Origin of the sequence: Variovorax sp. 350MFTsu5.1 (assembly GCF_048302515.1) — a bacterium.
Lineage (GTDB): Bacteria > Pseudomonadota > Gammaproteobacteria > Burkholderiales > Burkholderiaceae_C > Variovorax > Variovorax guangxiensis.
Window position 1 is genome coordinate 4450903 of record NZ_CP157620.1, and the last position, 25195, is coordinate 4476097.

General features: G+C 68.0%; 26 protein-coding genes. 12 read left to right on the top strand and 14 right to left on the bottom strand.

The genetic code is table 11. The features are described 5' to 3' along the window. Positions 1 to 28 precede the first annotated feature (28 nt). The 3 genes from ABL843_RS20265 to ABL843_RS20275 all read left to right on the top strand — a co-directional run bounded on the left by ABL843_RS20265 (position 29) and on the right by ABL843_RS20275 (position 2315). Positions 29 to 763, top strand: coding sequence for a phosphatase PAP2 family protein (locus tag ABL843_RS20265; protein ID WP_418117065.1), 735 nt, complete (start codon positions 29 to 31; stop codon positions 761 to 763). 95 nt (positions 764 to 858) lie between these two features. Beyond that, the gene (locus tag ABL843_RS20270; protein ID WP_126025852.1) at positions 859 to 1110 is read left to right on the top strand and encodes an acyl carrier protein; all 252 of its coding nucleotides are present in this window, start codon (positions 859 to 861) and stop codon (positions 1108 to 1110) included. Continuing rightward, the gene (locus ABL843_RS20275) at positions 1107 to 2315 is read left to right on the top strand and encodes a beta-ketoacyl-[acyl-carrier-protein] synthase family protein (protein WP_418117066.1); all 1209 of its coding nucleotides are present in this window, start codon (positions 1107 to 1109) and stop codon (positions 2313 to 2315) included. The genes ABL843_RS20270 and ABL843_RS20275 overlap by 4 nt, the downstream gene beginning before the upstream one ends. Here the strand turns inward: ABL843_RS20275 and ABL843_RS20280 are convergent. Beyond that, positions 2312 to 3229: a LysR substrate-binding domain-containing protein gene (locus tag ABL843_RS20280; RefSeq protein ID WP_418117067.1), complete on the bottom strand. Its 918-nt coding sequence runs from the start codon at positions 3227 to 3229 to the stop codon at positions 2312 to 2314. The two genes, ABL843_RS20275 and ABL843_RS20280, sit on opposite strands and share 4 nt — an antisense overlap. Before the next feature lie 141 nt (positions 3230 to 3370). On the opposite strand from ABL843_RS20280, the gene ABL843_RS20285 reads away from it, so the two are divergent. The 4 genes from ABL843_RS20285 to ABL843_RS20300 all read left to right on the top strand — a co-directional run bounded on the left by ABL843_RS20285 (position 3371) and on the right by ABL843_RS20300 (position 7977). Further along, positions 3371 to 4726 carry a M20/M25/M40 family metallo-hydrolase gene (locus tag ABL843_RS20285; RefSeq protein WP_418117068.1) on the top strand — a complete coding sequence of 452 codons (1356 nt, stop codon included), beginning with the start codon at positions 3371 to 3373 and terminating at the stop codon, positions 4724 to 4726. 87 nt (positions 4727 to 4813) lie between these two features. Next, the gene (locus ABL843_RS20290) at positions 4814 to 5275 is read left to right on the top strand and encodes a DUF2501 domain-containing protein (protein ID WP_418117069.1); all 462 of its coding nucleotides are present in this window, start codon (positions 4814 to 4816) and stop codon (positions 5273 to 5275) included. Between the two features lie 82 nt (positions 5276 to 5357). After that, on the top strand, positions 5358 to 7076 hold the full coding sequence (locus ABL843_RS20295; protein WP_418117070.1) for a SulP family inorganic anion transporter: 1719 nt from the start codon (positions 5358 to 5360) through the stop codon (positions 7074 to 7076). 13 nt (positions 7077 to 7089) lie between these two features. Beyond that, complete coding sequence (locus ABL843_RS20300; RefSeq protein ID WP_126025858.1) at positions 7090 to 7977, top strand: LysR substrate-binding domain-containing protein; 888 nt, start codon at positions 7090 to 7092, stop codon at positions 7975 to 7977. A gap of 10 nt (positions 7978 to 7987) precedes the next feature. Here the strand turns inward: ABL843_RS20300 and ABL843_RS20305 are convergent, their stop codons facing one another. Then, positions 7988 to 8569: a DUF3299 domain-containing protein gene (locus ABL843_RS20305; protein ID WP_418117071.1), complete on the bottom strand. Its 582-nt coding sequence runs from the start codon at positions 8567 to 8569 to the stop codon at positions 7988 to 7990. Positions 8570 to 8696: 127 nt separating this feature from the next. Between ABL843_RS20305 and ABL843_RS20310 the strand changes: the two genes are divergently transcribed. Continuing rightward, a complete protein-coding gene (locus tag ABL843_RS20310) occupies positions 8697 to 9230 on the top strand; it encodes a hypothetical protein (protein WP_418117072.1) in 534 nt (177 codons plus the stop codon). Here the strand turns inward: ABL843_RS20310 and arfB are convergent. From arfB to clpB, 4 genes are all read right to left on the bottom strand, one after another. Further along, positions 9199 to 9606, bottom strand: coding sequence for an alternative ribosome rescue aminoacyl-tRNA hydrolase ArfB (gene arfB, locus ABL843_RS20315; protein ID WP_418117073.1), 408 nt, complete (start codon positions 9604 to 9606; stop codon positions 9199 to 9201). The two genes, ABL843_RS20310 and arfB, sit on opposite strands and share 32 nt — an antisense overlap. Positions 9607 to 9610: 4 nt before the next feature. Further along, positions 9611 to 10795: an acetyl-CoA C-acyltransferase family protein gene (locus ABL843_RS20320; RefSeq protein WP_418117074.1), complete on the bottom strand. Its 1185-nt coding sequence runs from the start codon at positions 10793 to 10795 to the stop codon at positions 9611 to 9613. A gap of 124 nt (positions 10796 to 10919) precedes the next feature. Continuing rightward, a complete protein-coding gene (locus ABL843_RS20325; RefSeq protein ID WP_240650854.1) occupies positions 10920 to 11252 on the bottom strand; it encodes a hypothetical protein in 333 nt (110 codons plus the stop codon). Between the two features lie 9 nt (positions 11253 to 11261). After that, the gene (gene clpB / locus ABL843_RS20330) at positions 11262 to 13883 is read right to left on the bottom strand and encodes an ATP-dependent chaperone ClpB (protein ID WP_418117075.1); all 2622 of its coding nucleotides are present in this window, start codon (positions 13881 to 13883) and stop codon (positions 11262 to 11264) included. A 151-nt stretch (positions 13884 to 14034) separates the two neighbouring features. Here clpB and ABL843_RS20335 point away from each other — a divergent pair, with 151 nt between their 5' ends. Continuing rightward, a complete protein-coding gene (locus ABL843_RS20335; protein WP_184641328.1) occupies positions 14035 to 15027 on the top strand; it encodes a Bug family tripartite tricarboxylate transporter substrate binding protein in 993 nt (330 codons plus the stop codon). A gap of 134 nt (positions 15028 to 15161) precedes the next feature. Here the strand turns inward: ABL843_RS20335 and ABL843_RS20340 are convergent, their stop codons facing one another. Next, complete coding sequence (locus ABL843_RS20340; RefSeq protein ID WP_126025866.1) at positions 15162 to 15638, bottom strand: molybdenum cofactor biosynthesis protein MoaE; 477 nt, start codon at positions 15636 to 15638, stop codon at positions 15162 to 15164. Between the two features lie 269 nt (positions 15639 to 15907). Here ABL843_RS20340 and dapA point away from each other — a divergent pair, with 269 nt between their 5' ends. Further along, a complete protein-coding gene (gene dapA, locus ABL843_RS20345) occupies positions 15908 to 16804 on the top strand; it encodes a 4-hydroxy-tetrahydrodipicolinate synthase (RefSeq protein ID WP_418117076.1) in 897 nt (298 codons plus the stop codon). Here dapA and moaD read toward each other — a convergent pair. The 7 genes from moaD to ABL843_RS20380 are packed head-to-tail and all read right to left on the bottom strand — an operon-like array spanning position 16791 to position 23954. Beyond that, positions 16791 to 17042: a molybdopterin converting factor subunit 1 gene (gene moaD, locus ABL843_RS20350; RefSeq protein WP_418117077.1), complete on the bottom strand. Its 252-nt coding sequence runs from the start codon at positions 17040 to 17042 to the stop codon at positions 16791 to 16793. The two genes, dapA and moaD, sit on opposite strands and share 14 nt — an antisense overlap. Positions 17043 to 17047: 5 nt before the next feature. Further along, complete coding sequence (gene glp, locus ABL843_RS20355) at positions 17048 to 18334, bottom strand: gephyrin-like molybdotransferase Glp (RefSeq protein WP_418117078.1); 1287 nt, start codon at positions 18332 to 18334, stop codon at positions 17048 to 17050. Continuing rightward, positions 18327 to 18872 carry a molybdopterin-guanine dinucleotide biosynthesis protein B gene (mobB, locus tag ABL843_RS20360; protein WP_418117079.1) on the bottom strand — a complete coding sequence of 182 codons (546 nt, stop codon included), beginning with the start codon at positions 18870 to 18872 and terminating at the stop codon, positions 18327 to 18329. The genes glp and mobB overlap by 8 nt, the downstream gene beginning before the upstream one ends. Positions 18873 to 18890: 18 nt before the next feature. Continuing rightward, complete coding sequence (gene thrC, locus ABL843_RS20365; RefSeq protein WP_418117080.1) at positions 18891 to 20306, bottom strand: threonine synthase; 1416 nt, start codon at positions 20304 to 20306, stop codon at positions 18891 to 18893. After that, positions 20303 to 21625, bottom strand: a complete 1323-nt coding sequence (locus ABL843_RS20370) for a homoserine dehydrogenase (protein WP_369661595.1) — start codon at positions 21623 to 21625, stop codon at positions 20303 to 20305. The genes thrC and ABL843_RS20370 overlap by 4 nt, the downstream gene beginning before the upstream one ends. A gap of 23 nt (positions 21626 to 21648) precedes the next feature. Then, complete coding sequence (locus ABL843_RS20375) at positions 21649 to 22725, bottom strand: DUF1176 domain-containing protein (protein WP_418117081.1); 1077 nt, start codon at positions 22723 to 22725, stop codon at positions 21649 to 21651. Beyond that, the gene (locus tag ABL843_RS20380) at positions 22722 to 23954 is read right to left on the bottom strand and encodes a pyridoxal phosphate-dependent aminotransferase (RefSeq protein ID WP_418117082.1); all 1233 of its coding nucleotides are present in this window, start codon (positions 23952 to 23954) and stop codon (positions 22722 to 22724) included. The genes ABL843_RS20375 and ABL843_RS20380 overlap by 4 nt, the downstream gene beginning before the upstream one ends. A 110-nt stretch (positions 23955 to 24064) precedes the next feature. On the opposite strand from ABL843_RS20380, the gene ABL843_RS20385 reads away from it, so the two are divergent. Both ABL843_RS20385 and ABL843_RS20390 read left to right on the top strand, forming a co-directional pair. Continuing rightward, entirely contained in the window at positions 24065 to 24448 is a 384-nt protein-coding gene (locus ABL843_RS20385; RefSeq protein WP_126025875.1) for an Mth938-like domain-containing protein, read from the top strand. A 150-nt stretch (positions 24449 to 24598) separates the two neighbouring features. Beyond that, the gene (locus tag ABL843_RS20390) at positions 24599 to 25075 is read left to right on the top strand and encodes a peroxiredoxin (RefSeq protein ID WP_019655927.1); all 477 of its coding nucleotides are present in this window, start codon (positions 24599 to 24601) and stop codon (positions 25073 to 25075) included. Positions 25076 to 25195 lie beyond the last annotated feature (120 nt).

Genomic DNA, 25195 nt, shown 5'->3' on the forward strand with positions numbered 1-25195 from the left:
GCAAGATCGGCGCCCGACAAGCAACACCATGCACTCACCGATCCCCCTGCATCTGGCGCCCGGCGCCCAAGCTTCCACCTGGACCGCCGACATCTGGCTGCGCGTGCGCCGGCATTTCCTGCTGAAGGCGGTCGGCACCACGGTCTTCACCTGGCTCTTCTTCATCGGCTACTTCCACCTGCTGCGCAATCCGTCCTTTCCGGTCGAGGTGATGCCGCTGACGCCGCTGGACCGCCTGCTGCCCTTCCAGCCCTACCTTCTGGGGCCGTACCTCTCGCTGTGGGTGTACGTGGGCATCGCGCCAGGGCTGCAACTGACCTTCCGCGAGCTGGTGGTCTACGGGCTGTGGATCGGCGGGCTGTGCATCACCGGCCTGGGCATCTTCTACTTCTGGCCGACCCAGATACCCCCTTTGGCCATCGATGCCTCCGGCTACCCAGGCTTCACGATGCTGCAGGGCGTGGACGCGGCCGGCAACGCCTGCCCTTCGATGCACGTGGCGGTGGCCATCTTCACGGCCATCCGCATCGAGGACGTGCTGAGCGAAACCCGCACCCCCGCCGGGTGGCGGGTGCTGAACTGGGCCTGGTTCGCCGCCATCGCCTATTCGACGCTGGCGGTCAAGCAGCACGTGGCGCTGGACGTGGCCGCCGGGGCGCTGCTGGGTATGGCTTTCGCCCTGCCCTCGATGCGCTGGAGGCCGGGCGCCCGGCAGCGGGACGATGTCCCTCACTTGGGAGCGGATATCATCCGTAAACACTGACCACTCACCACTGGCCGACGAGGAAGGGATCGATTGACTCAAGGACCGCACAGGGCGGCGATCGATCGGCGGCACACGACGACAGGCATTGCACGATGAGTTCGCTGAAGGAATTGCAGGACCTGATCCACGAGAAGTACGGCATCGAACCGTCGAAGCTCGACCCCCACGCCTCGATGCGTGAAACCGGCGGACTCGATTCGCTGGCCTTGGCCGAATTTCTGTTCGCCATCGAAGACCACTTCGGCATCGTCATGCCCGACGAGGACGCGAGCATCGACACCCTGGCCGAACTGTCCGTGCTGGTCGACAAGGTCAGGGCCGAGAAGGCCGCGTCGGCGTCGTGAACCACGAAGTCGCCGTCACCGGGCTGGGCGTCGTGGCGCCGCACGGCGACGAGCCCGGCGCACTGTTCCAGGCCCTGCTGCAGGGCCGGTCGGCCATACAGCCCGTTTTCCCTGAACTGCCCAAGCCGGCGGCGGCGGCCACCGTAGCCTTCGACGAGACCCGCTGGTTCACCAAGCTGCAGCTCGCCGGCGTCGACCGCGTGAGCCAGCTGGCCGTGGCCGCCGCCGACATGGCGATGCGCGACGCGGGCCTCGCCGTGTCCGACGCCGACCCCGAGCGCGTGGGCGTCTTCTCCGGCTGCGGCATGGGCGGCGCCGCCGCGCTCGAGGCGGCCTATCGCGGCAACGGCCGCGTCTCCCCGCTCACCATCCCCGCCTTCATGCCCAATGCGCCGGCCGCCCACGTGGCGATGCGCCAGGGCGTGAAGGGCCCGGTGCTCACCTATTCGGTCGCCTGCGCCTCCTCTTCTGCCGCGATCGCCGAGGCCGCCAAGGCCGTGCAGCGCGGCGAGGTCGACATCGCCATCGCCGGCGGCAGCGAGGCGCTGATCGTGCCGGGGGTGGTGGTGGCCTGGCAGGCGATGCAGACGCTGGCCGGCTTCCAGCCCGGCGAAGCGGCTGGCGCGGTGCGGCCCTTCGCCACCGACCGCAGCGGCTTCGCCCTGGGCGAAGGCGCGGCCTTCCTCGTTCTCGAATCCGCCGAGCGCGCTCGCGCACGCAACGCCCGCAGCTATGCCACGCTGGCCGGCTGGGGCCTCAGCAGCGACGCCACCCATCTCACCAAGCCCGACGCTCCAGGACAGGCCCGCGCGCTGCGCGCCGCCCTGCGCCAGGCGGGGCTGCAGCCGCGCGACGTGGGCTACTGCAACGCGCACGGCACGGCCACGCGCATTGGCGACGTGGTCGAGCGCAACGCGCTGGCCGAGGTGTGGGGCGATGACTTCGACTCTCTGCGCGTGAGCTCGACCAAGGCGCTGCATGGCCACATGCTGGGCGCGGCCGGCGCCATCGAGGCACTCATCACCGTGATGGCGCTGCAGCAGCGGCAACTGCCGCCCAGCGCCAACTGCCGCGAGATCGATCCGGAATGCCGGATGAACCTCGTCATGCAGGACGACACCGCGGCACCGGCGCTCGAAGCCGCCATCAGCAATTCCTTCGCCTTCGGCGGCACGAACTCGGTGCTGCTCTTCCGCCGGGCCTAGGCGGCCTTCAGCTCACGCGGCGCGGCCTGCGCGGCCGCCGCGCACAGCCATGCCACGAAGGCGCCGACCAGCGCGTCGTCCGTGCGGCTGGGCGCCACGAAAACGCTGTAGCCCCGGCTCGACGGTGCTCTGTGCGGACAGGCCAGCACCAGCTCGCCCGAACGCAGCTCGCGCTCGACGAAGTAGTCGGGCACGAGCCCCACGCCCAGATCGGCGCGCACGGCCGCGACCAGCGAGGAGAACAGGTCGAAGCGGTGCCCCGCCACCAGGTTCTCCGGCGCGCGCAGATGCGGGGTCTGGCCGAACCACTCTTCCCACGCCCCCATGCGCGTGCGCAGCTGCAGCAACGGCGCCGTGCGGAAGTCGCCGCGCGCCATGGCCGGCCGCCCCTTCGCGTTGGGCGAGCACACGGCAACGCAGGATTCGCCCATGAGCGGCAGCGCGTTTGCGCCCGGCCATACCGCATCGTCGTACTGCACGCCCACGTCGAAAGGCTGGTCTTCCATGTAGAGATGCGTGGGGAACACCTGCAGATGCAGGCTGCAGCCCGGGTTCTGCCCGATGAACTCCGGCAGGCGCGGCGTGAGCCAACCCTCGGCGAGCACCGGCACGGCGCCCACCAGCAGGCGCAGGCCGTCTGTGCGCTGCGCCATGGCTTCGAGCGTGTGGTTCTGCAGCCGCAGCAGGTCGCCCGAGATCTGCCCGTGATAGCGCCGGCCGGCCTCGGTGAGCTCGGTGCCGCGCGCGGTGCGCTGTACCAGCCGCACGCCGATCTGCGTCTCCAGCTGGCGCAGCTGCTGGCTCACCGCGCTGTGCGTGAGGCACAGCTCCTCCGCGGCCTTGCCGACGCCGTGGTGGCGGGCCACCGCGTCGAAGATCAGCAGCGCGCGGGTGCTCGGAATATGGCGGCGCATGAGGGCTTCGTTAGAAAAACTGACAACGCGGCAGATTAAACCAGAGCACGCGCCTAACACAGCCATAAGAATCGCTGACGACGGCGTTGCACCGGCGGCGCCGATCTCGATCTGGCCCGCTTCAAAAAAAGGACACCTTCCATGCTCCGCACCGCCTCGCTACGCCTCGCCCCCCTAGTCCTCGCCCTTGCCTCGGCCGCTGCTGGCTTCGCGCACGCCCAGGGCGGCAGCGTCGCAGCCACGCCCACGCAGGTGCGGCCCGAGGTGGACAAGGCCTACACCCAGCTGATGGCGTCACCCGCCATCCAGAAGCTGCTGGAAGCGGTCAAGGCCGACCACGACCGCTCGGTGGAAGACCTGAAGATGCTCACCGAGATCGAAGCGCCGCCCTTCAAGGAACAGAAGCGCGCCGAAGCCTTCCTCGCACGCATGAAGGCGCTGGGCCTCGCCGACGCGAAGATCGACGCCGAAGGCAACGTGGTCGGCCTGCGCAAGGGCACGGGCAACGGGCCCAAGCTGCTGATCTCGGCCCACCTCGACACCGTGTTCCCCGTCGGCACCGACGTGAAGGTGAAGGAGCGCGACGGCAAGCTCTACGCGCCCGGCATTTCCGACGACACGCGCGGCCTCGCGGTGCTGCTGTCGTGGCTCAAGGTGCTAAACGACAACAAGATCCAGACGGTGGGCGACCTGCTCTTCGTCGGCAACGTGGGAGAGGAAGAGCTCGGCAACCTGCGCGGCATCAAGGCGATCTTTCGCGACAACCTCGACATCGACGGCATGGTCGGCCTGGAGCCCGCGCCCGATGGCTCGGTGCTGATGCTGGGCACCGGCAGCCATCGCTACGAAGTGACTTTCAAGGGCCCCGGCGGCCACAGCTACGGCGCCTTCGGCCAGGTACCCAGCGCCATCCACGGCATGGGCCGCGCCATCGCGAAGATCGCCGACATCCGCACGCCGAGCTTCCCGAAGACGACCTTCACCGTCGGCACGGTCGGTGGCGGCACTTCGGTCAACACCATCGCGCCGGACGCACGCATGGCGGTGGACATCCGCTCCGACGAAATGGCGCCGCTGCTCGAGACCGAGAAGAAGATCCTCGCCGCCATCGACGAAGCCGTGGCCGAGGAAAACAAGCGCTGGAACGTCAACACGCTGAGCGTGAGCACCAAGCTCATCGGCGACCGTCCGGGCGGCCGCACGCAGTCGAACACGGTGATCGTCGAGGCCGCCACGCGCTCGAACGCGGCCTTCGGCCACAAGACGCTGCTGACGGGCGCGAGCACGGACGCCAACGTGCCGATGTCGCTGGGCATCCCGGCCATCATCATCGGCGGCGGCGGCAAGACCGGCGGCTTCCACGCGCTGTCGGAGTGGATCGACGTGACCGATGGCTGGAAGGGTGCGCAGAACTCGCTGGTGACGGTGCTGGGCCTGGTTGGCGTGCAAGGCACCAGTGCGCCGCTGCTCGAAAAGCGCCCACCGCGCACGAAGTAAGAGCGCGCGTGCAACCGGGGCTTCGCCCCCGGCGTCTCCGTTATGCTGATGGCCGCTTTCCACCACGCGTACCGACAGGAGGACGACATGCACGCCCGTTCAACCCTCATCGCCCTGGCGCTGCTCGCCGCGGGCGCCTCGGCGCAGGCCAACAACCTGCTCGACCAGCTCAAGGAAAAGGCCGGCGAAGCCGCCACCGCCGATTCGCAAGGCAGCGGCGGCAGCACGGGCGGATCGGCGCTCGGCAACCTGGGCACCAGCCTCGGCTTCAAGATGCCCGCCATCGGTTCCAGCACCATGGGCAACGCGGCCGGTGTGCTGCAGTACTGCGTGAAGAACAACTACCTGGGCGGCGACGCGGCCTCGGTGAAGGACAAGCTGCTCGCCAGGATCACCGGCCAGAAGAAGCAGGAGACCGGCTTCGCCAGCGGCGCCAAGGGCCTGCTGCAAGGCGGCGACGGCAAGTCGCTGAACTTCAAGGGGCTGTCGTCGAAGGTCAAGGAAAAGGCCTGCGACTACGTGCTGAAAAGCGCGACATCGTTGATCTGACCCGGCTCCACATTCCGCATCGCTTTCGCGCGGCGCACCGCGCATGTGCCTGCAGTTCTCTCCAGTGCGCCCGCAAACATCCATGACCCCGGCTGCCCCCTCTCCCTCCCTGCGCCAGCGCCTCTCCCGCTGGGTTCCGTGCCTCGCCTGGCCCCGCCCTTCCGCCGCGCTGCTGCGCAACGAGGCGATGGCCGGCATCACCGTGGCGCTGATGGTCATCCCGCAGGGCGTGGCCTATGCGGCGCTGGCGGGCATGCCACTGGTCACGGGCGTCTACGCGGCGCTGTTCCCGGCGCTGATCGCGGTGATGTTCAGTTCCTCGCAACGGCTGTCGGTGGGGCCGACGGCTCTCACCAGCCTGCTGGTGGGTGCCTCGCTCGCGCCGCTGGCGGTGGCGGGCAGCGCCGAGTGGGTGGCGATGGCGGTGTGGCTCACGCTGATGTCGGGCGCGATCCAGATCGTGCTGGGCGCCGGGCGCTTCGGCTGGCTGCTGCGGCTGGTGAATTCGCCGGTGCTCATCGGCTTCACACAGGGCGCGGCAGTGCTGATCGCGATCTCGCAGCTGCCTGCCCTGCTGGGCTTCACGGGGCGGACCATTCCGCAGGTGCTGCAGGGCGGGCCATTGCCCGACCTGGTGGCCATCGCCTTCGGGCTGGGCAGCATCGCGGTGCTGTGGCTGGGCAAGCGCCTGCTGCCGCGCTTTCCGACAACGATGGCGCTGGTGGCCGGCGCGGCGGCCATCAGCTGGCTGGCCGACTACGCGCTGCGCGGCGGCGCGGTGGTGGGCACGCTGCCTTCGGGCCTGCCTTCTTTCTACTGGCCGGGCCTGCTGCCGCTCGGCACCTTCAGCGCGCTGGTGCTGCCGGCACTGATGATCACGCTGGTGAGCTTCCTGGAAACCGCGTCGAGCGCCAAGGTCGACAACGCGCGCGCCGGCACGCTGTGGAACGAAAACCAGGACCTGATCGGCCAGGGCCTGGCCAAGCTGGCCTCGGGTTTCACGGGCGCCTTTCCCACGAGTTCGTCGTTCTCGCGCTCGGCGATCACGCTGTACGCCGGCGCGCAGACCGGCTGGGCGACGCTCTTCAGCGTGGTCGTGGTGGCCGGCGCGCTGCTGTGGCTGATGCCGCTGCTCTATCACGTGCCGCAGGCGGTGCTGGCGGCGGTGGTGGTCACGGCCATCCTCGGGCTGGTGAAGCCGGCGAGCTTCACCGCGCTGTGGCGCATCTCGCGCATCGAGGCGGGCATCGCCTTCGGCACCTTCGTGCTGACGATCGCGACCGCGCCCAGCATCTACTGGGGCGTGCTCGGCGGCTTGCTGGCGGCGCTGGCGCACTACATGTACCGGCACCTGCATCCGCGCATCATCGAGGTGGGCCTGCACCCCGACGGCAGCCTGCGCGACCGCAACCTCTGGAAGCTGCCGCCGCTGGCACCGAACCTCTATGCGCTACGCATGGACGCCGAACTCGACTTCGCATCCGCCTCCACGCTCGAACGCGCGCTCACGGTGGCGCTGGCCGAGCGGCCCCACCTCACCGACGTGTGCCTGTTCGCGCAGCCGATCAACCGCATCGACATCACCGGCGCCGAGGTGTTCGGCTCGATCCGCCGGATGATGGAATCCAAGGGCATCCGCCTGCACCTGAGCGGCATGAAGCTGCCCGCGATGCAGGTGCTGGAAAGCGCCGGCCTGCTGGCGCCGGGGCCGATGCTCTTCAGCTACCGCACCGACGGCGAGGCGCTCGCGGCGCTGATGCCGCGCGTCGAGGTGCCCGCGCAGCAGGAAGCCGCCGCCTGACGCGCCAGCCCCTATGAAGACCACCATCGAAGAACTCGTCGCGTTCCGCACGGTGGTGGACACGGGCTCGATCACTGCCGCGTCGGAGCAGCTCTCGCAGACCGTCTCGGGCATCAGCCGCGCCCTGAGCCGGCTCGAGCAGAAGCTCGACACCACCCTGCTTCGCCGCACCACGCGCAGGCTCGAGCTCACCGAGGAAGGCGCGGCCTTCCTGCAGCGCACGCGCGCCATCCTCGATGCCATCGACGACGCCGAAGAGCACATGGCCGCGCGCCGCGAGCAGCCCGCGGGCCGGCTGCGCGTGAACGCGGCCTCGCCCTTCATGCTCCACGCCATCGTGCCGCTGGTGCCGGAGTTCCGCCGGCTCTATCCGCAGATCAGCCTAGAGCTGGACACCGACGACCTGCCCATCGACCTGCTGGAGCGCCGCACAGACGTGGCGATCCGCATCGGCCCGCTGCGCGACTCCACGCTGCACGCACGGCCGCTGGGCACGCACCGGCTGCGCGTGCTCGCGAGCCCGGCATACCTCGAAGCGCACGGCAAGCCGCGCAAGGTGGCCGACCTGGCCGAACACACGCTGCTGGGCTTCACGCAGCCCGAGTCGCTGAACCGCTGGCCGCTGCGCGGCGTGCATGGCGACGAGTGGAACATCGCGCCCTCGCTGGTGGCGTCCAGCGGCGAGACGCTACGACAGCTCGCGCTGGCGGGCGTGGGCATCGCCTGCCTGTCGGACTTCATGACGGGCATCGACCGCGCCAGCGGCGCGCTGGTGCAGGTGCTGGCGAAGGAGACGGCCGACGTGCGCCAGCCGGTGAATGCCGTGTACTACCGCAACACGCAGTTGTCGGCGCGCATCACGTCGTTCCTGGATTTCCTGTCCCAGCGCATGGGCGGCTGAGCGCGGCCGCTCATTGCGGCTGCCTGGGCACGAAGCGCTCGACCGAGGCCGACCTGATCTCGTAGCCGCTCACGCCCATGTCCGCCGACGAATAGCGCGCGGCCTTCAGCGTGCCGCTGACGTACACCGTGTCCATCGCGTGCAGCCCTTTCACGGCCGAGGCCGCGACCACGTGCACGATCTGGTTGGCTGGCGGCGGGGGCGTGTGGATGCAGGCGCCGAAGTACGGCACCAGCAGGAACTCGCGGATGCCCTCCTGCGTGTTGTCCAGCGGAACGACGAAGCCGGCGAGCTTGCCCGGCTTGCCGTCGAGCGCCACGTTGACCGGAGCGTTGTCCCAGACGGCGCGCATCTCGTCGAGCATCTGGATCGCGCGGGGATCGTTGTCGCGCAGGGCTTCGAGGCTGATGTTGCGGTAGCGCCTGGTCGGGTCCCAGCTCTTGGGAATCAGTTCTTCCCACTTGAGTTCGGGGGCTGCGGCGGTGCGTGCTTCCGGTTGCGCTGCGGCTCCCGGGCCGCATCCGCTCAGGAGCGCCGCGGCCGGTGCCAGCAGGAACGCGGCCAGCACGGCGCGCGGAAAGAGCCTTCTCATGAGTGCGATTGTCCTCGGGAGATGTTTCAGGACCGTAAAGCAGGGCCTTTTGCACTCAATTCATCCGAGATTGCGCGAATTCGCTGCGAACCATCAGAATGCCGCACCACGACACGAGGAGATCCGCATGGCACCGACAGGATGGCTGGGACTCACGTCCCTGGGCACCGTTCACACCGCGATCAGCCTGATCGCCGTCGCCGCGGGGCTGGCGGCCCTGTTCCGCTGCAAGGAAATCACGATGCGCACCGGCCTCGGCCGGCTCTTCGTGTGGACCACCGTGCTGACCTGTCTCACCGGCTTCGGCATCTTCCAGCACGGCGGCTTCGGCAAGCCGCATGCGCTGGGCATCATCACGCTGGCTGCGCTGGCAGTGGGCGCACTCGCCGGCCGGGGCTTGTTCTTCGGGAAGTGGGCGCGTTACGTCGAGGCCATCGCGTTCTCTGCGAGCTTTCTCTTCCACTGGATTCCGGCCTTCACCGAAACGCTCACGCGCCTGCCGCTCGGCGCCCCGCTGCTGCCGAACGCCGATGCGCCGGAGCTCAAGGCGATCACCGGCGTGCTGCTGGTGCTGTACCTGATCGGCGTGGGCCTGCAGATCCGCAGGCTGCGCGGCGGCACCGGAGGGATCAGTCCCGCACCGGTCCGCGCAGGCTCTTGATCTGCGAGCGCTGGCTCTTGCCTTCGAGCCGGCGCTGCTTCGAACCGTAGGTGGGCCTGGTCGCCCGCCGCACGCGCGGCGCGACGGCCACGCTGTCGACCACCGCCTGCAGCCGCGCGAGCGCGTCTGCGCGGTTCATCTCCTGGGTGCGGTGCTGCTGTGCCTTGAGCACGAACACGCCTTCCTGGGTGATGCGGCTGTCGCGCAGCGCGAGCAGCCTTTCTTTCACATCGGACGGCAGCGAACTGGCGTGGATGTCGTAGCGCAGATGCACCGCGCTCGAGACCTTGTTGACGTTCTGTCCGCCCGCGCCCTGCGCCCGGATGGCGCTGAAGTCGACCTCGCCGGGATCGATCAGGACAGACGGGCGGAGCATGCGATCAGACCCGCTCGAAGATGGCCGCGATGCCCTGCCCGCCCCCGATGCACATCGTGACCAGCGCATAGCGCCCCTGCACCCGCTGCAGCTCGGCGATGGCCTTGGTCGTGATGATCGCGCCCGTCGCACCCACCGGATGCCCCAGCGAGATGCCAGAGCCGTTCGGGTTGACCTTGGCAGGATCGAAACCGAGCTCTTTGATGACCGCGCAAGCCTGCGCCGCGAAGGCCTCGTTCGACTCGATGACGTCGAGGTCGCTCACCTTCAGGCCCGTACGCTCCAGCACCTTGCGCGTGGCCGGCACCGGGCCGATGCCCATGTACGCGGGCTCCACGCCGGCATGCGCATAGCCCACCAGCCGCGCCAGGGGCTTGAGCCCCAGCGCCTTCACACGGCCGCCTTCGGCCAACACCACGGCGGCCGCGCCGTCGTTGATGCCCGAGGCATTGCCGGCGGTGACGAGGCCGTCCTTCTTGAACGCGGGCTTCATCTTCGACAGCGTCTCGACGGTGGTGTCGGCGCGCACGTGCTCGTCGGTGTCGAAGAGCACCACGCCCTTGCGCGTCTTGACCTCGACAGGAACGATCTGCTCCTTGAAGCGGCCCGCGGCAATGGCGGCTGCCGCACGCTGCTGGCTGACAACGGCCAGCTCGTCCTGCTGCTCGCGCGTGATGCCGTAGCGCGCGGCCACGTTCTCGGCGGTGATGCCCATGTGGATCTTCTCCCACGGGTCGTGGAGGATGCCGAGCATGTAGTCGACGAGCTGCACGTCGCCCATGCGCGCGCCGTAGCGCGCGGCGGTGTCGAAGTACGGGCCCCGGCTCATCGACTCCGAGCCGCCGCCGATGGCGATGTCGCAGTCGCCCAGCGAGATGGCCTGCGCCGCCGACACGATGGCCTGCAGGCCCGAGCCGCAGAGGCGATTCACGTTGAAGGCCGGCGTCTCGATGGGGCAGCCCGCGTCGATGGCCGCCACGCGGCTCAGGTAGGCGTCCTTGACGTCGGTGGGGATCACATTGCCCATGACCACGTGGCCGATGGCGTCGGCCGCGACGCCGCTGCGCTCGATGGCGGCCTTGACAGCGGTGGTGGCAAGCTGGGTGTTGGGCACGTCCTTCAGCGAGCCGCCGAAGGTGCCGATGGCGGTGCGGGCGGTGCCGACCACGAAGATGTCGCGCGAAGTCATGGAATGTCTCTCCTGGATGAAAGCAGAAAGCCGCGGCTGGCGAGCCGCGGCTCCAGGAGGACGATTCTGACGGCGAACGGCGCGACCGGCTGTCGCGCCTGAAATAGCGCCGGCGGGCCGCCGGTCAGCCGCGCGGGGAGACCGATTTCGGCGAAACGTCGGTCACGTCGCTGACGCTGCCGCGGATGCGCACGGGGCGCTCCACCGACTCGCCGCGGGCACGGGCGTTCGCCACGTCGGCAGCCGTCGGTTGCGAGGGCTGTGCCGCATTGCGAAATCGGTCGAAGCCGGAGCGCGGGTTGAAACGCATGACCCACGGCGTCACGGGCTTGCCCGTGAGACGCCCCCAGGCGTAGCGAACACCCCACACAGCCGCCAGCAGCATGACCGCCACGGCCAGGCTGGCCGCGAAGACCAGCCCCAGGAGCAGAAGAATGACGCGTATTACGAAGTTCATCATCCGACTTTAGGCCGAAGCGGCCGCCGTTGGTTCCCCCGCCTTGCGGAAGGAGAACTGGCCCGGCGACTGGATCGGGTCGGTCGTGACCTCGATCGTGTCCTTCGGCCCGAAGCTTCCGTCCAGCAGCAGCTTCGACAGCGGGTTCTCGATGCGCTGCTGGATCGCGCGCTTGAGCGGTCGCGCGCCGAACACCGGGTCGAAGCCGACCTTGGCGATCTCCGCCAGCGCAGCCGGCGAAACCTCCAGGCCCAGGTCCATCTTCGCGAGCCGCGCCTGCAGCACCTTGAGCTGGATCGCGGCGATCGACTCGATGTTCTTCGCGTCGAGCGCGTGGAACACGACCGTCTCGTCGATGCGGTTCAGGAACTCGGGGCGGAAGTAGTTCTTCAGCTCGTCCCACACCGCTTCCTTGATCTCTTCCGAGGGCTTGCCCACCATGGCCTGGATGATGGGCGAGCCGATGTTGCTCGTCATCACGATCACGGTGTTCTTGAAGTCCACGGTGCGGCCCTGGCCGTCGGTCAGGCGTCCATCGTCGAGCACCTGCAGCAGCACGTTGAACACGTCGGGGTGGGCCTTCTCGACTTCGTCGAGCAGCACCACGCTGTAGGGCTTGCGGCGAACGGCTTCAGTGAGGTAGCCGCCCTCCTCGTAGCCCACGTAGCCCGGCGGCGCGCCGATCAGGCGGGCGACCGAGTGCTTCTCCATGAACTCGCTCATGTCGATGCGGATCAGGTGCTCTTCGCTGTCGAACAGGAAGCCCGCGAGCGCCTTGCACAGCTCGGTCTTGCCCACGCCCGTGGGGCCGAGGAACAGGAACGAGCCGGTCGGGCGGTTCGGATCGGACAGGCCCGAGCGCGAGCGGCGGATGGCGTTGGCCACCGCGCCGATGGCCTCGTCCTGGCCGACCACGCGCTCGTGCAGCTTGTCCTCCATCACAAGCAGCTTGTCGCGCTCGCCCTGCATCAGCTTGGCAACCGGAATGCCGGTGGCGCGCGCCACGACCTCGGCGATCTCCTCGGAGCCGACCTGGGTGCGCAGCAGCGTGGGCGCACTCGACTTGCCCTTGCTAGCCTCGCTGGCCTCGGCCTCTTTCAGGCGCTTCTCGAGCGCCGGCAGCTGGCCGTACTGCAGCTCGGCGACCTTGTTGAAGTCGCCCTTGCGCTTCCATTCCTCGATCTGGAACTTGATCTTGTCCACGTCCTCGCGCACCTGCGCACTGCCCTGGGCCTGGGCCTTCTCGGCCTGCCAGATCTCGTCGTAGTCGGCGATCTCCTTCTGCAGCTTCTCGATCTCGCCCTCGATCAGGCCCAGGCGCTTCTGCGAAGCCTCGTCCTTCTCGCGGCGCACGGCCTCGCGTTCGATCTGCAGCTGGATCAGGCGGCGGTCGAGCCGGTCCATGACCTCGGGCTTGGAGTCCATCTCGATCTTGATCTTGGCCGCTGCCTCGTCGATCAGGTCGATGGCCTTGTCGGGCAGGAAGCGGTCGGTGATGTAGCGGTCGCTCAATTCGGCCGCGGCCACGATGGCCGGGTCGGTGATCTGCACGCCGTGGTGCACCTCGTACTTCTCCTGCAGGCCGCGCAGGATGGCGATGGTCGCCTCCACGCTGGGCTCGCCCACGATGATCTTCTGGAAGCGGCGCTCCAGGGCGGCATCTTTCTCGATGTACTTGCGGTACTCGTCGAGCGTGGTGGCGCCCACGCAGTGCAGCTCGCCGCGCGCGAGCGCCGGCTTGAGCATGTTGCCCGCGTCCATGGCGCCCTCGGCCTTGCCGGCGCCCACCATGGTGTGCAGCTCGTCGATGAAGACGATGGTCTGGCCCTCGTCCTTGGCGAGCTCGTTCAGAACGCTCTTCAGGCGCTCCTCGAATTCGCCGCGGAACTTGGCGCCCGCCAGCAGCGCTGCCATGTCGAGCGACAGCACACGCTTGCCCTTGAGCGAGTCGGGCACTTCGCCCGAGACGATGCGCTGCGCCAGGCCTTCGACGATGGCGGTCTTGCCCACGCCGGGTTCGCCGATGAGCACGGGATTGTTCTTGGTGCGGCGCTGCAGCACCTGGATGGCGCGGCGGATTTCCTCGTCGCGGCCGATGACCGGGTCGAGCTTGCCCAGCCGGGCGCGTTCGGTGAGGTCGAGGGTGTATTTCTTGAGGGCTTCGCGCTGGCCTTCGGCGTCGGCGCTGTTCACGCCCTGCCCGCCGCGCACGGCGTCGATGGCCGATTCGAGCGACTTGCGGCTCAGGCCGTTTTCCTTCGCGATCTTGCCGACGTCGGCCTTGCTGTCGGCCAGTGCCAGCAGGAAGAGTTCACCGGCGATGAACTGGTCATTGCGCTTGATGGCTTCCTTCTCGGTGGCCTGCAGCAGCTTGCCGAGCTCGGGGCCGACCTGCACGATGTCGTGGCCCTGCACCTGAGGCAGTTTCTTGATGGCGGCCTCGGCCGCCTGCGTCAGGCCGGGGACGTTGACGCCGGCACGCTCCAGCAGGGCGCGCGGGCCGTCGTCCTGGCGCAGCATCGCGACCAGCAGGTGGGCCGGTTCGATGTAGGCGTTGTCGTTGCCCAGCGCCAGGGACTGTGCGTCGCCCAGCGCTTCCTGAAATTTGGTGGTGAGTTTGTCTTGTCGCATGGTGGTATTCCTGCATCCAAAATAGGGCTGTTCGGGCACGATTCAAGGTTGCCGGTCCTTCCGGCGCTTCCCGCCGCTGCGGGCACGGGTATTGCACCGGACCCGGCCTCTCCCGCCCGTAGGCATTTCTCTCTCTCGAATGGAGTCGATCATGGTTTTTTCAATGCGCGTTCAACCGGTGCGCCGGGCGATCAGCGTGGGTCTCTTTATGGCTGCAGCGGGGCTTTGCAGCCTTGCGCAGGCGCAAAGCGGTACGCCCGTGCGCCTGCTGGTGGGCTTCCCCGCCGGTGCCGGCACAGACGCCATCGCCCGCACGCTGGGCGAAAAGCTCAAGGACGTGCTGGGCGTGCCGGTGGTGGTCGAGAACCGCGCCGGCGCGGGCGGCCAGATCGCCGCGACGGTGCTGAAGTCTTCCCCGGCCGACGGCCACACGCTGTTCCTGTCGCACGACCACACCATCTCGATCCTGCCGCAGGTGGTGAAGAACCCGGGCTTCAACCCCGCCACCGACTTCGTGCCCGTGGCCGGCTTCGCCACCTTCGCCAACGTGCTGGCCGTCTCGGGCGGCACGCCGGCCAAGAGCATCGACGAATACGTGAAGTGGGTCCGCACCCAGAAGGGCGGCAAGGAGACCATCGGTATCCCCGCGCCGGCATCGATCCCCGAGTTCCTGGTGAAGATGATCTCGGACAAGTACAAGATCGACGTGCAGCCCGCCCCCTACCGCGGCAGCGCGCCCATGACGGCCGACATGCTGGGCAACCAGATCACCGCGGGCATCGCCTCGGTGCCGGACTTCATCGAGAACCACAAGGCCGGCAAGGTCCGCATCGTGGCGTCCATCGGCGCCAAGCGCCAGGCCGTGCTCCCGAACGTGCCGACCTTCACCGAGCTGGGCTTCTCGAACCTGGAAGACCTGCCCTACTACGGCATCTTCGCGCCGGTGGGCACGCCGCAGCCGATCATCGACAAGTACGGCGATGCGCTGCAGAAGGTGCTGGCCATGCCCGACGTGAAGCAGAAGCTCACGACGATGGGCCTGACGGTGGGCTACGAGCCCCAGGGCCAGTTCGCCGGCCGCGTGCGTACGTACACGCAGACCTGGGAAAAGATCATCCAGTCGAGCGGCTTCAAGCCACTCTGAAGTCTTGCTCCCTCTCCCCTCGGGGAGAGGGTTGGGGTGAGGGCCAGCGGCCTTCGCAAGAAGAGCAAGTCGTCGAACGAGTGCTGCTGCCCTCACCCTAACCTTCTCCCAGAGGGAGAGGGAACAGATTCAAGTCAGGCGTTCGGGGCGCTGATGCCCCAGCGCGCCAGGGCCGCGTCGTCGGCCACGCGCGCATCGACCCAGCGGGCGCCTTCGGGCGTCTGCTCCTTCTTCCAGAAGGGCGCCTGGGTCTTGAGGTAGTCCATCAGGAACTCGCAGGCCTCGAAGCTCTGGCCGCGGTGGGCCGACACCACCGCCACCATCATGATCTGGTCTTCCGGCTGCAGCAGGCCAACGCGGTGGATCACGCGCGCGCCCAGGATGTCGAAGCGGCGATGCGCCTCGTCGATCATGGCCTCGATGGCCTTCTCGGTCATGCCGGGGTAGTGCTCCAGCTCCATCGACGAGACGCTGCTGCCGTCGTTGCGGTCTCGCACGGTGCCCACGAAGCTGCAGACGGCGCCCACGCGTTTGTCGCCGGCACGCAACGCGGCGACTTCCCGCGAGAGGTCGAAATCGTTCGTCTGGATCGAAACACGGGCAAGGCTCATGTCCGAATTGTGTCATCGCGATAGACTCTGCCGATGCCCTGCCTTGCCACGCCCACGCTCTTCCCGGTGCCTTCGCGCATCGAAGACCGCCGCGCCGGCCAAGGCAGCAGCAACGACAAAGCCAAAAAACCAAAGCTCGTCTGACCGGAGCCGAGGTTCCGTCGTCGGATGAGCGACGGAACCTGCAGAAGGCTTTGGCCCCTCACTGGGTTGCGCGCGCATCGGACGATGGTTCTTTCCATCGGTCGATTCCTGAAAGGAAGCCCCGCGTGCCTCATCAACAACAGAACCCCGCCACCCCCGATTTCTCCGGCTTCTGGGTGGCCCTCGTCACGCCGTTCCGCGACGGCGCGGTCGACCATACCGCTCTCTCCGCCCTGGTCCGCCGCCTCGCCAGCGAAGGCGTGACCGGCTTCGTGCCCTGCGGCTCCACCGGCGAGGCCGCCGCGCTCGACGAAGCCGAGCAACTGGCGGTGCTCGACACCGTGCTGGCAGCAGCCGGCGGTTTGCCGGTCGTCATGGGCATCTCGGGCTACCACCTGGGCAAGGCCACCGCGTGGGCCCGCAAGCTCTCGGAGCGCCCGATCGCGGGCCTTCTGGTGGCCGCGCCCCACTACGTGCGCCCCTCCCAAGCCGGTTTGCTCGAGTGGTTCCGCGCCATCGCCGACGCCAGCTCGGTGCCCGTGCTGGTCTACGACATCCCCTACCGCACCGGCGTCACCATCACCCGCGAGACGATGCTGGCGCTGGCCGCGCACCCCCGCATTCGCGGCATCAAGGACTGCGGCGGTGACATGGGCAAGACACGCGCGGTGATCGCCGACGGCCGGCTGCAGGTGCTGACGGGCGAGGACCACCAGATCTTCGGCACCATGGCCGAAGGCGGCGCGGGTGCCATCGCGGCCAGCGGCAACGTGCAGACGCCGCGCTTCGTGCGCCTGGTGCGCCTGCTGGCGGAGAACCGCCTGGCCGAGGCGCGCGCCGAATGGCAGCCGCTGCAGCCGCTGGTGGAAATGCTCTTCGCCGAACCCAACCCGGGCCCCTTGAAGGCGCTCCTGGCGCACAAGGGCGAGATGGCCGACGAACTGCGCTCGCCGATGACCCGGGCCTCCGACGGCCTGCGCGAGCGCCTCGTGGCGCTGGACGCGCGCCTCAGCCGCCCGTGACCGGCGGGAAGAACGCGACCTCGCAGCCTTCGCTCAGGGCTGCGGCTTCGTCGCTCATGGCCTGGTCGAGCGCCATGCGCACCGCCTTGCCGCGCGCCAGTGCGGTGGCGTAGGCGCCGCCCCTGGCGACGAGCTCGTCGCGCAGGGCCGCAAGCGTCTCGGCTCGCGTCTCGACGGCTTCGCCGCTGCTGGAAAGCGCCTCGCGCACCGAGGCGAAATAACGGACCTGGACTTTCATGCGGCTCAACCCAGCAGCGATGCGAAGGGAATGAATTCGACGAGCTCGCCCGACTTGATCGTCCTGCCCGCAGGGTTGTCGACCACGCCGTCGCCCCAGACCATCGAGGTGAGCACGCCCGAGCTCTGGTTGGCGAACAGGTCGAGGCCGCCGGCCGCGTTGCGGCGCACGCGCAGGAACTCGCGGCGCTTGTCGGCGCGGGGCCAGTCGAAGTCGGCGCGAATCTGCACCGCCTCTGGTGCGACGCGCGTAGCGCCCTGCAGCGTCAGCAGGAAGGGGCGCACCAGCATCAGGAAGGTGAGGAAGCTCGACACCGGATTGCCCGGCAGCCCCGTCACGTGGCAGGCGCCCTGCCCGCTGCTGCGCGCGATGGAGCCGTAGGCGAAGGGCTTGCCCGGCTTCATCGACAGCGACCACAGCTGCAGCTCGCCCAGCGCCTGCAGCGCGGCGCGGATGTGGTCTTCCTCGCCCACCGAAACGCCGCCGGTCGTGATGATCAGGTCGCTCGCCTCGGCCGCGTCGCGCAGTGCGACGACGGTGGCTTCGCGGTTGTCGGGCACGATGCCCAGGTCGTTCACCTCGCAGCCCAGCCGGTGCAGCAGGGCCCGCATGAAGAAGCGGTTGGAGTTGTAGATGGCGCCGGGCTTCATCGCATCGGGCGCGACCTCGCCGGGCATCACCAGCTCATCGCCGGTGGAGAGCATCGCCACGCGCGGCTTGCGCGCGACCTGCAGGCGGTCGAAGCCGACGCTGGCGGCAAGGCCCAGTGCGGCGGGCGTCAGGCGCTCGCCCTTCCGAAGCACCACGTCGCCGGCGGCCACGTCCTCGCCCGCGCGGCGAATCCACTGGCCGGCCGCCGGCACGATGGCGATGCGCACCGAGCCCAGGCTGCCTTCCTGCGGCACAGCTGCCGTGTCTTCCTGCATCACGACGGCGTCGGCGCCCTCGGGAATCTGCGCGCCGGTGAAGATGCGCGCCGCGGTGCCGGGCGCGAGCAGCGTGCCGACGGTGCCGGCGGGAATGCGCTGCGCCACCTTCAGCTCGGCGCCGGGCGCGGCGCAGTCGGCCACGCGCACGGCGTAGCCGTCCATCGCGCTGTTGTCGCGCGGCGGCACCGTGAGGCCGGAGACGAGGTCCTGCGCGAGCACACGGCCATCGGCGTCGAAGGTGCCGACACTTTCGGTGGGCAGCACCGGCTGCGCCTTCGCAAGCAGCACCGCGATCGCCTCGTCCAGGGGCATCAGCGGCGGGCGCGAGGAAGAGCCGGCGAAGGGAACGGGTGAATCAGCCATGGTGATCGGGGTTGTATTCGAAGCGCTCACCGCTGTCGATCAACCACTTCGCAATGGCCTCGGCGTCGTTGAGGTCGAAGAGCGGCCGCCCGGTGGGCAGCGGCAGGCTGGCCGGCGCATCGGTGGCCACGGCGACGACGAAGGGATCGTCGGGGTACAGCACGGGCCGCACCGGCTCGCTCGCCTCGGGCTCGCGCCAGATCTCGATCTTGAGCACGTCGCTGTGCCGGAATCCCTCGACCAGCACCCAGTCGGCCACCGGGTGCACCTCGGCCAGCAGCTGGTGCACGCTGAGCTCGACCGGCGCCTCGAACTCGCGCATCACTGCAAGCCGCTTGTCGGAGGCGACGACCACCTCGAAGGCGCCCGCTTCGCGGTGACGGTACGTGTCTTTGCCGGGATGGTCGATGTCGAACTTGTGATGCGCATGCTTGACGACCGACACGCGCTGGCCCAGCCGCTTCAGCGCGGGAATGAGGCGCTCGAGCAGCGTGGTCTTGCCCGCGCCGGAGTAGCCGGCGAAACCGACGACCTTCATGCGCAGCCCTCGCCGTGGTCAGTCACAGTGTTCCGCGATGTAGGCCTTGACCGCTTCCGCGTCGGCCGGCAGCTTGACGACGCGCTTGGGCAGCGCCTCGATGCCTTCGAACTTCTTCGGGCGCGCGGGCTCCTCGCCCAGCGCCTCGACCAGCGTGGCCGCGAACTTGATGGGCAGCGCGGTCTCGAGCACCACCATCGGCACGCCGGGGCTGAGCTGCTCGCGCGCGGCCTTGAGGCCGTCTGCGGTGTGCGGATCGACCAGGGTGGCGAACCGCTTGTCTGTGTCGCGGATGGTGGCCAGGCGATCGGCATGCGTGCTGCGGCCGCTGCGGAAGCCGAAGCGCGCGGCGGCCTGCGCGAATGCGGGATCGGCGCTCAGGTCGAAGCTGCCGTTCAGGCCCAGGTCGTCCACGAAGAGCTTGCGCAGTTTGGCCGTATCGCGCCCGCCCAGGTCGAACACGAAGCGCTCGAAGTTGCTGGCCTTGCTGATGTCCATCGACGGGCTGGAAGTCTCGTGCGTGTCGACCGCGCCGCGCACGCGGTACACGCCGGTGCGGAAGAACTCGTCGAGCACGTCGTTCTCGTTGGTGGCGACCACCAGCGTGTGGATCGGCAGGCCCATCATGCGCGCCACGTGGCCCGCGCAGACGTTGCCGAAGTTGCCCGAGGGCACGGTGAAGCTCACCGGCTTGTCGTTGGCCGCCGTGGCCTGGAAGTAGCCCGCGAAGTAATAGACGACCTGCGCCAGCAGCCGCGCCCAGTTGATCGAGTTGACCGTGCCGATGCGGTACTTGCGCTTGAAGGCCAGGTCGTTCGACACGGCCTTGACGATGTCCTGGCAGTCGTCGAACACGCCGGTGATGGCGATGTTGTGGATGTTCGCGTCCTGCAGGCTGAACATCTGCGCCTGCTGGAACGGGCTCATGCGGCCGTCGGGCGAGGTCATGAAGACGCGCACGCCCTTCTTGCCGCGCATGGCGTACTCGGCCGCGCTGCCGGTGTCGCCGCTGGTGGCGCCCAGGATGTTGAGCTCGGCGCCGCGGCGGGCCAGTTCGTACTCGAACAGGTTGCCCAGCAACTGCATCGCCATGTCCTTGAAGGCCAGCGTGGGGCCGTTGGACAGGGCCTCGAGGTACACGCCGTCTTCCAGCTCGCGCAGCGGCACGATCTCGTCGGTGCCGAACACTTCGGCCGTGTAGGTCTTCGCGCAGATCGCCTTCAGGTCGGCCGGCGGAATGTCGTCGATGTACAGCGAGAGGATCTCGAAGGCCAGCTCGGCGTACGACAGCTTGCGCCACTTGGCAAGCGTGGCGGTGTCGATCTGCGGGTATTGCTCGGGCAGGTAGAGGCCGCCATCGGGCGCGAGGCCTTCGAGCAGGATTTCGCAGAAGCGCTTGCGGTCGGGGTGGCCGCGGGTGCTCAGGTAATTCACTTCAACTCTTCCTTGCGGATGCGCACGATGGGTTCGAGCACGGTCGGCAGCGCCTGCAGCTCGGCCAGGACGTCGTCGACCGTGCCCTCGCGCGCGTCGTGCGTGAGGATGATCAGGTCGGTCTGCGTGGAGCCCTCGCCGCCCACCTCGTCGGCTTCGCGCTGCAGCACGGCGTCGATGCTGATGCCGGCGGTGGCAAGCAGGCCCGTCACCTTGGCGAGCACGCCGGCCTGGTCGGCCACGCGCAGGCGCAGGTAGTAGCTGGTGACGACTTCCGACATCGGCAGCACCTGCAGGTCGCTCAGCGCATCGGGGTGGAAGGCCAGGTGCGGCACGCGGTGCGCGGCATCGGCCGTGTGCAGGCGGGTGATGTCGACCAGGTCGGCGATCACCGCGCTGGCGGTCGGCTCGCTGCCGGCGCCCTTGCCGTAGTAGAGCGTGGTGCCCACTGCGTCGCCATGCACCACCACCGCGTTCATCGCGCCTTCGACATTCGCCAGCAGACGCTTCGACGGGACGAGCGAGGGATGCACGCGCAGCTCGATGCCCTTGGCGGTGCGCTTGGTGACGCCCAAGAGCTTGATGCGGTAGCCGAGCTGCTCGGCGTACTTGATGTCCTGCGCGGCCAGCTTGGTGATGCCCTCGATGTGGGCCTTGTCGAACTGCACCGGGATGCCGAAGGCCAGCGCGCTCATCAGCGTGACCTTGTGGCCTGCGTCCACGCCTTCGATGTCGAAGGTCGGATCGGCTTCGGCGTAGCCCAGGCGCTGCGCTTCCTTGAGCACGGTCGCGAAGTCCAGGCCCTTGTCGCGCATCTCCGAGAGGATGAAGTTGGTGGTGCCGTTGATGATGCCGGCCAGCCACTGGATGCTGTTGGCCGTGAGGCCTTCGCGCAGCGCCTTGATGATCGGGATGCCCCCGGCCACCGCGGCCTCGAAGGCCACCATCACGCCCTTGGCATGCGCGGCCGCGAAGATCTCGGTGCCGTGCACCGCCAGCAGCGCCTTGTTGGCCGTGACCACGTGCTTGCCGGCCGCGATGGCCTCGAGCACGAGCTGCCTGGCGATGCCGTAGCCGCCGATCAGCTCGATGACGATGTCGATCTCGGGGTTGGCGATGACTTCGCGCGCATCGCTCACCACCTTCACGCCCTCGCCTGCCACTTCGCGGGCGCGGGCGGTGTCGAGGTCGGCCACCATGGCGATCTCGATGCCGCGGCCGGCGCGGCGCTTGATTTCTTCCTGGTTGCGCTGGAGCACCTTGAAGGTGCCGCTGCCGACCGTGCCTGCGCCGAGCAGGCCTACTTGGATGGGTTTCATTGGGAGAGTCGCACTCATGGCGTTCAGGGTTTGGATGGGGTGGCGGACGGCTCGGAGAGCTCCACGCGGGTGACGTAGCGCGGCAGGCTCCAGGCACCGCCCGCGAAGCCGCGGCACATGCCGTCGCCCGCGGCGGCGGTGCGCACGAAGCCCTTGCCGTCGAAGCTCCAGGTCTCGCTCGACCAGCAGTCGCCGATGCCGCGGCCCTTCATGGAGGAAGTGACGCTGCCGTCCTTCTCGTCGAAATCGCCGTTGGCTTCGATGGCGACAGGCGCATAGGGCGGCTTGTCGTTGGCGATCCAGAGCAGGCTGGAGTAGTTGTAGGCGCCCATGCCGCAGCCGAAGGACAGCAGCACCTTGCGATCGGTCAGGCGCGTGACGTTCAGCGACTTGGCGTTGAAGTCTTCGTGGTTGTTGCAATCGTCCTTGGCGTCGGACTGCTTCAGCGACGGGAAGATGCGCGCGGCCAGCGCGTCGTCGCCGGGCCTGGCCTTCGGCGGCACGACGGCCTTCACGACCGGCGCCGGCACGGGCGGCAGCACCGATGATTCGGGCTTGCTGCCGCGGCGCACCAGCGCGCCCGGCGTGCCGACGCGGCCCTGGACCTCGTCCATCTTCAGCAGCACGGCATTGAGGCCGGAGAGCGAAAGAACCCACTTCTGCCCGCCGCGGTCCGTGAGCGTGGCGTCGTCGTTCCTGAGCAGTTCGGGGAGCACTGCGCGGACCTGGTCCTGGTCGAGGCTGGCGGCGCTGTCCTTGAGACCGGACAAGGTGGCCTTGCCGACCTTGAAGCGCACCGGACCCTTGGCAGGCTTCTCGCCGCCGGTCTGCAGTTCGATCTCGACGGATGTGTCCGGGCCCGCCTTGCGCGTGATGAGCATCGACACCGGCTCCGTGATGTCCGCGCCTTCAGACTGGTAGCCGGCGGCACGGCAGGTACGCGTGTTGTCGCAGGCCAGTTCCCAGTCGTTGTGCGAGAACGAGACGCCCTCCTTGCCGGCCGCACCAGCGGCTCCAGCGGCTCCAGCGGCGCCAGCGGCTCCAGCGGAAAGCGCGGCGAACGACAGCGCCGCGGCGGCAGCGATGCGGACGAGGTTCATTGGCGCGACTTGCGGCGCAGTCGGTACTGCTCCAGGAACTTCGCGATGCGGTTGATGGCCTCGCGCAGGTCGTCCTCGTGGGGCAGGAACACGATGCGGAAGTGGTCGGGCGTCGCCCAGTTGAAGCCGGTGCCCTGAACCAGCATCACGCGGGTTTCTTTCAGCAGCTCGAGGAAGAACTGACGGTCGTCCTCGATGGGATAGACCTCCGGATCGAGCTTGGGGAACATGTAGAGCGCAGCGCTCGGCTTGACACAGCTCACGCCCGGAATGGCAGTGATCAGTTCGTAGGCCAGGTCGCGCTGGCGGCGCAGGCGGCCGCCCTCGCACACGAGGTCGTTGATGCTCTGGTAGCCGCCGAGCGCCGTCTGGATGGCCCACTGGCCCGGCACGTTGGCGCAAAGGCGCATGTTCGAGAGCATGTTCAGGCCCTCGATGTAGTCCTGCGCGCTGCGCTTGTCGCCCGACACCACCAGCCAGCCGGCGCGGTAGCCGCACGAGCGGTAGCTCTTGGACAGCGAATTGAAGGTGAGCGTGAGCACGTCGGTCGACAGGCTGGCGATGGCGGTGTGCTTCACGCCGTCGTACAGCACCTTGTCGTAGACCTCGTCGGCGAAGATCACGAGGCCGTGCTCGCGCGCGATGGCCACGATGCTCTTGAGCAGGTCGTCGGAATACAGCGCGCCCGTCGGGTTGTTCGGGTTGATGACCACGATGCCCTTGGTGCGCGGCGTGATCTTGGCGCGGATGTCGTCGAGATTCGGCATCCAGCCGTTGGCCTCGTCGCACAGGTAATGCACCGGGGTGCCGCCGGAGAGGCTGGTGGAGGCGGTCCACAGCGGGTAGTCGGGGGCCGGAAGCAACAACTCGTCGCCGTCGTTGAGCAGCGCGTTGGTCGACATGGCGATCAGCTCGCTGGCGCCGTTGCCGAGGTAGATGTCGTCGAGGGTGACGCCCGCGACGCCCTGCTTCTGCGTCTCGTGCATCACCGCCTTGCGTGCCGCGAAGACGCCCTTGCTGTCGGAGTAGCCGGCCGAGGTGGGCAGGTTGCGGATCATGTCCTGCTGGATTTCCTCGGGAGCATCGAAACCGAACACGGCCAGGTTGCCGATGTTGAGCTTGATGATCTTCTGGCCGTCTTCTTCCATCTGCTTGGCGGCGTCCATGATCGGGCCGCGGATGTCGTAGAGGACGTTGGCCAGCTTGGCCGATTTCTTGAGCTGCTTCAAAGGGCCCTCCCGGGCGCGGGTTAGAGTTTGCTTACGCGGAATCAAAGGCCCTTGCGAGCCCCGTGGCACTAGGGAAAACCTATAATTTGACCACAGTTCCCAGTGCCCAGATGAAGCTACAGCCAGACAAATCCGACGCTCAGTCTCTCACCGCACACGGTCCCGGCTGGGTGGCGATCAACAACGAAAAGGTCGAGGGCAGCGTGGTGGTCGGCTCGCGCGGCGAGCGCTTCGAATGGAATTGTTCGAGCTTCGACCAGATCGGCCCCGAACATTTCGCGCAATTGGCATCGCTGGGCGCCGAATTGATCATCTTCGGCAGCGGAAACCGGATCCGCTTCCCCCAGCCAGTCTGGCTCAAGCCGCTGATGGCCCAGCGCACCGGCGTGGAGACCATGGACACCGCGGCAGCCTGCCGGACCTACAACATCCTGGCCGGCGAAGGCAGGCACGTGATCGCCGCCCTCCTCGTGGAGAGCCCCGTGGGTGGCTGATGGGGGGTGTTTTCGGGGTAAAATACCGGGTTGCGAACAGGCCGGCTACCCCAAAGTTAGCAACGACCAATCCTCCACTCTTTGAGCAAGCCCGGTGCGAAACGGGGCGAGAGGGCTCAGGAGCGGAATCTAACGGAGAAAACAAGTTTCATGGCGATCGTTGTCAACAAACCCATTCCTGAATTCGACGCCAACGCCACGGGCGGCATCAAGGTCTCGAATACCTCGCATCTCGGCCACGTGCTGGTCATGTATTTTTACCCGAAAGATAACACTCCGGGCTGCACCACCGAAGCGATGCAGTTCCGCGACCGTTACAAGGATTTCGAGAAAGCCGGCGCCACGGTCTTCGGCGTGTCCCGCGACAACATGAAGTCGCACGACGAATTCAAGGCCAAGCTCGAGCTGCCCTTCGAGCTCATCGCCGACACCGAGGAAAAGATGTGCCACATGTTCGGCGTGGTCAAGAACAAGATCATGTACGGCAAGAAGGTCAAGGGCATCGAGCGCAGCACCTTCCTGATCGGCGCCGACGGCATCCTGAAGGCCGAATGGCGCGGGCTCAAGGTCCCCGGCCATGTCGACGACGTGCTCAAGGCCGTCAAGGCCCTCAAGAAGGCTGCCTGAGAGCCTTCCGGCGAGCCGGCGGCGCGCTTTTCCGCTGTGGCGTGGGAAATGCCCCACGCGGTGCGTAAAGAGCTCCCGGCGCGTCATCCGCGGTGTGCATAATGGCCTCATGCCGTTGAG